Here is a 264-nt window from a genome sequence, read left to right on the forward strand (position 1 = left end):
GGGCCATTACGGCCGCATCTGTTCAATTTTAATGAAATAGGTGCAGATAAAACTAATTCGCCTTGGGCGGTACCCGATTTGCTGTTTAATGCGCACGTTAAAATGCGTACCTGGCGTCTGAGTAACAACATGAGCAAGCTGGTACGTAATGCAGACGGCGATGAATTGCTGTTTATCCACGAAGGCAGTGCAGAACTGTATTGCGATTATGGGCATATGACGGTGCGGGATGGTGATTATATCGTGATCCCACGCTCAACCATG

At 47.3% G+C, this 264-nt stretch carries 1 protein-coding gene; it reads left to right on the top strand.

Annotated features, from left to right (window positions below):
* Positions 1-102: 102 nt before the first annotated feature.
* On the top strand, positions 103-264 hold a 162-nt coding region (locus R0J87_RS21420), incomplete at its 3' end, for a homogentisate 1,2-dioxygenase (protein WP_498888818.1).

The sequence above is a fragment of the Halomonas sp. SIMBA_159 genome (assembly GCF_046536035.1).
Taxonomy (GTDB): Bacteria; Pseudomonadota; Gammaproteobacteria; order Pseudomonadales; family Halomonadaceae; genus Vreelandella; species Vreelandella venusta_A.